At 46.5% G+C, this 4,638-nt stretch carries 6 protein-coding genes; all 6 read right to left on the bottom strand.

Annotated features, from left to right (window positions below; genetic code table 11):
• A partial coding sequence (locus ACTIE6_RS18250; RefSeq protein ID WP_439558007.1) for an alkaline phosphatase family protein occupies positions 1-968 on the bottom strand: 968 nt, incomplete at its 3' end.
• Between the two features lie 66 nt (positions 969-1,034).
• Entirely contained in the window at positions 1,035-1,466 is a 432-nt protein-coding gene (locus ACTIE6_RS18245; RefSeq protein WP_439558006.1) for an alkaline phosphatase family protein, read from the bottom strand.
• A gap of 40 nt (positions 1,467-1,506) precedes the next feature.
• Complete coding sequence (locus ACTIE6_RS18240; protein WP_439558005.1) at positions 1,507-2,640, bottom strand: TIGR03364 family FAD-dependent oxidoreductase; 1,134 nt, start codon at positions 2,638-2,640, stop codon at positions 1,507-1,509.
• A gap of 30 nt (positions 2,641-2,670) precedes the next feature.
• Positions 2,671-3,363, bottom strand: coding sequence for an HAD-IA family hydrolase (locus tag ACTIE6_RS18235; RefSeq protein WP_439558004.1), 693 nt, complete (start codon positions 3,361-3,363; stop codon positions 2,671-2,673).
• Between the two features lie 254 nt (positions 3,364-3,617).
• On the bottom strand, positions 3,618-4,196 hold the full coding sequence (locus ACTIE6_RS18230) for a helix-turn-helix domain-containing protein (protein ID WP_439558003.1): 579 nt from the start codon (positions 4,194-4,196) through the stop codon (positions 3,618-3,620).
• Positions 4,197-4,429: 233 nt separating this feature from the next.
• Positions 4,430-4,638: integrase core domain-containing protein (locus tag ACTIE6_RS18225; RefSeq protein WP_439558002.1), on the bottom strand; the 209-nt coding region annotated here is incomplete at its 5' end.

The following is a 4,638-nucleotide window of genomic DNA, read 5'->3' as shown; positions in this document are numbered from 1 at the left end:
ATAAACAGCTTGCTTCCATCGTCGGATTGGGTTGAGAATGTGTATTTTCCTGCTTTGTCAATCTGGATAAAACCTTCAAAGCGTATTGCAAAACTTTCATTTCCATCTTTTAAAAGCTTTTCTATTTGCGTTTTGTCCAATGCAAACTCCGGACTTACCCAGCTGCTGCCTTTTTGTATTTTGGTAAAATCAGGCAGCTTTTTCAATTCTTTGCCGGGGTAAAAAGTGGCAGTAATTCCATTTCCCTTGCCGGAATTCAGTACCCTGAAATATGCAGTTGCCCGCTGGCTAGGGTTTCCATTCTGATCGAAAGTGCGCGCTTTTACGACGGTGGTTTTGTCTAATGTAAGTTCCTTTTCAAAAACAGGGGAAGACAGGCCCGGCTCGGTTCCGTCGAGGGTGTACCTTGTAATGCCGTCTGCGGCTTTTGTTTCAATTTTTACAACCGGTTTTTGGTCGATAAAAAGACCGCCTGCCTGTGCGTACAGGTTTCTGTCGGGATGGATTACCGGCACTTCCACCATTTTTTCACCCAGCCACAAATTTTTCGGCTCCTCCATTCCTTCGAACACAGGCTTTACCGGCCTGCCGATCCACGCATAAGGCTGCTCAATGCCCAATGCAAATGCAATGGTTGAAGCGAGATCATAAGTATACACCTGCTGCGCGATTTCGTAACCTTTCTTGATTCCTTTACCATAAAACACACCTGCGATTTCGGCTTCCTGCGGCGTAGCGCCACCGTGGCCGTAGCCTATGCCGCCGTGATCGGCCCAGAGAATAACGAGCGTTTTTTCCATGATACCCGCTTCTTCGATTCCTTTCAAAACCTGCCCGATCAGCGAATCCGCTTTTGCAACGGATTTGTAGTACTCCGGAGAACCATGCCCGCCGTGGTGACCGGCGTGATCGACGTGGTCGAAATGCACGAAACCCAATGCAGGCTTTTTGGTTTTTACGTAGTTAATAAAATCCGTAGCTGTTGAATCTTCGGTGGAGAAATGTTTGTCGTAGTTCAGCGCATTCTTTTGAAATTACCTCCCAAAACCTTCCCAGTGATATACGGTACCGATTTCTGCATTGGGCCTGGCTTTATGCAGCACACTGAAAATCGTTGGAAAACGCCCGTCGGCCTCATTCACGATCGCGGGTAACGTATGTTCGTCCATTTCCCAATCATTATTAATAATCCCGTGCTGCTCGGGTCCGGCTCCCATGATCATCGAAGCCCAGTTCTGGCTGCTGGCAGAGGTAAGTACTGTCCGCACGTTCCACTTCACAGCGCCGCCGGCGATCATTTTGTGAATAAATGGCGTTTCTGCTTTCCTGATCCCGTCGGGACTAAGCCCGTCGACGCCGATTACAATCACGTGCTCTATACCTGCGGGACTTTCTTCATTGTTTCGAAATGAAGAAAACAGGATCAATCCGGCAACTAGGAGTAACAATACCCTGAACGCATTCATGGTTTGAATAAGGGTTTAGGAAAATAAAAAAGGTTATTATCTAGTTGAGAGGCGCGTAAGTACCGCCTACTACCTCATCGCACAGACCAAAAGAAAGTGTCATCCCATTGCCGCCCAGTCCATTGATAATCGTGACGCCGCTTTCGGGTTTCAACACAATTTCATTCTGGCCGTTTGTCATTTTCGGATAGATCCCGTGCCAGGTCTGGAAAACCTTCGGCGACTTGAACTGCGCGAAAGTTGCCAGGTAGTCGAGGATCATGGTATTGATAAAATCCCTGTCAAAAGGATCAAAAGTAAGTGCGTACTCGTGCGAGTCGCCTACTGTAATTTCACCCAAACCGTTCTGCGACGCCATCACGTGAATGCCCCATTTCAGGTATTCGGCATAGTCGCTTTCATATCTTGCTTTCAAACCCGGCAGCGAAGGCGCGGCTTTGAAACCGTGGTAATGGATCAGCGACAGGCCGCCGCACAAAGCGGGACCGATTTTCCAGTTATCCGGCTGTGCTTCGAGCCGCAGCATCTGCAATTTGCATTTGGTCAAAGGCGCCGCGCTGAAATGTTCAGGATATAAGGTTTCAAAATCCTGTCCGCTGCAAACATATATCTCATCTGCCGACCAGCTTTTTGATCCTGAAAAAACCTGCGGATGTTCCACTTTGGAAATGGCGGTATCCCAGATGAATGTAACTCCCAATGCGGCTGTCAGGTAACTAGGTATCGCAGCAATTGCCTCACGCGGGTCTACGATCATTTCGTCTGCCGAATACAAAGAACCCAGCAGCTGCTTTCCATTGACAGCAGGAGATTTTTCCAATGTAGTTGCCGCATTCAGGTACTGAACCTGCCGGTATGTACTTATTTCTGCAAATTGCTGCAGTACTTCATTTTCATCATTGTGGTACGCCATGTGCAGGCTCCCGCCTTCGTACGACCAGCACTTAGCGCCCGCGAGTACTTCTTTCCAGATGCTTTTGGCATGCAAAGCGCGCTCGTAAAGCTTCCCTTCTGGCTGACCGATCGGCCAAACCATCCCGAAGTTCCGGATCGACGCGCCGACTGCCTTGCTCGATCTTTCAATAACAGTTACCTGATAGCCGCGGGTAGCAAGCGCCCGGGCTGTGGCAAGCCCGACAATTCCCGCTCCGATTACAATCGCAGATTTGCTCATTTTTGAAATAACTAACTGGTTTGTAGCGGGTCAGGCAAGTGAATGTGAATGCGAAACTATTTTGACTACATCTGCGATATCGTCGATGATGTGGGTAGGATTATAAGGAAGCAGCGCCTCGCGGGTAAATGCACCCGTAGTAATCCCGATCACATATTTGCAGCCCGCATTGATTCCTTCGTTAATGTCGACTTCCGTGTCCCCCACCTTGGCCACATTGCCGGCAGAGCTAATGTTCAGCTCAGCGATGATTTTGTTGATCATATCCGGGAACGGGCGACCGGAAGCTACTTCGTCACTTGCGACCAGCAGGTCAATTTGATCCGCCCAGCCTAGTCTGTTGATAATCACATCGGCTATATCTCTCGAAAAGCCGGTATTGAGCGCGATTTTAATACCTTCTGAACGAAGGATTTCAAACGTTTCCTCCACATTGGGAAGTGGCGCAAGTTCCTGGGTTGTTTTGTAAAAGCGGATCATTTCATCCACGAAACGCGTGTGGATTCTTCCGATCAACTCTTCGGTAATCCTGGTTGGGTCCGACTCCCGCTTTTCAAGCATCATTTTAATCGCGAGCGGCTTTTCGTAGCCCATTAATGGATTGATATCCTGAATGTCGATATCGTAACCCTGGGATTTCATCGCTTCCTGAAAGGCAATACCGACAAAATTTTTATCCCTGACCGTCGTTCCGGCCATATCAAAAACTACCAGCTCTATCATTTCTTCTGTTATAATTGGTGAAACTATGATGTATTTAGTAAAGTAATATTAAACTTACTATTTAGGTAAGCGTTCCGGAAATAGTAAAAATCGACTCGCGGCTGGCTTATCTTACAAAATGCATATCACGATATTAAGATCTTAATATCAACATTTAATTCACAAATCTAGAAAAAAGCGGGAGAATGTAAATTAAGCGAATGTTAATTTATATTGAACTTAAAAGAAGAATTTGGCAGGCTTGTAAAGCGAAGCTAAACCTGCTCGTGGAAGAAGTAGATTACCAGCAGCAGCGCCTCGTCGCCATCGATGCATTTGGGATTATGCAGTTCATTGGCATCAAAAAACATGGAATCGCCCTGGTTGAGGACGTATTTATTTTTCCCGACAGTATATTCCACAGCACCTTGAAGGACGTATTTGAATTCAAATGCATTGGTGCGCACCAGGGGGCGTTTTGCATCCTTTTCCAGCCTCAGCAGTACCACGTCGATGTGGTTGTCTTTAAACTGACGGCTGAAAATGCGCTGGTAGTAAAAACCTTTCGCATTCTCTTTCGTGAAAGGCTGATACTCTTCCTTCCGGCGCACGAGTACATTCTCGCCGGGCGACTTGGATATGATATCCTTGAAAAATACATTGAGGTCAATATCCAATGCTTTGATCAGGCCGAGCATTACAGGCAGCGAAGGAATGGTCCGGCTGTTTTCAATCTGAGAAACAAGGCTTTTCGTAACCCCGGCTTCATCAGCAATTTCTTGCAGGGTAACCCCTTTATTCTTCCTGACTTCCTTTAATTTATTGCTGATCTGCAAAAGAATATCTTCCTGCATGCTTTTTTCAAGTGAATTAGAAATATTGGCTCGTCAATGATACAATGTAAATTTTTACCAGGCCAGAAAAAATGTTTTGTTGGTGGTAGGGAGGAAAGGGAGGATGGAAGAAAGGGAGGATGGAAGAAAGGGAGGATGAAGGAAGGGACGAAGGGACACTGTCACGTCCTGAAAAAAGTGGACAGATTATTACTAGATTTCTCCTTCCTCCCTACTAGGGCCTTCTTTTCCTTTCATGCCACGCTTAGCCTGTGTATCTCCGAAGGCGTTTTTAGATTTAGCGACCAATGGGGCCGCTTCTCGTTGTAGAGGTATATTGCTTCTTTGACTGATTCCAAGCACTGCGTTTTGCTTTTAAAGGTTGTGTTTAATAAAAATTCTTGTTTCAAAATTCCGTTTACGCGTTCAGCAAGGCCATTTTCGTAACAGTGGTTTTCTTCGG

It is taken from the genome of Dyadobacter sp. (assembly GCF_051859145.1).
Lineage (GTDB): Bacteria > Bacteroidota > Bacteroidia > Cytophagales > Spirosomataceae > Dyadobacter.
This window is presented reverse-complemented; position numbering and strand designations above follow the sequence as displayed.

Coding starts and splice junctions, on each gene's coding strand:
- ACTIE6_RS18235 (WP_439558004.1), bottom strand. CDS start 3,363: ATGATAGAGCTGGTAGTTTTTGATATGGCCGGAACGACGGTCAGGGAT.
- ACTIE6_RS18230 (WP_439558003.1), bottom strand. CDS start 4,196: ATGCAGGAAGATATTCTTTTGCAGATCAGCAATAAATTAAAGGAAGTC.
- ACTIE6_RS18245 (WP_439558006.1), bottom strand. CDS start 1,466: ATGAATGCGTTCAGGGTATTGTTACTCCTAGTTGCCGGATTGATCCTG.
- ACTIE6_RS18240 (WP_439558005.1), bottom strand. CDS start 2,640: ATGAGCAAATCTGCGATTGTAATCGGAGCGGGAATTGTCGGGCTTGCC.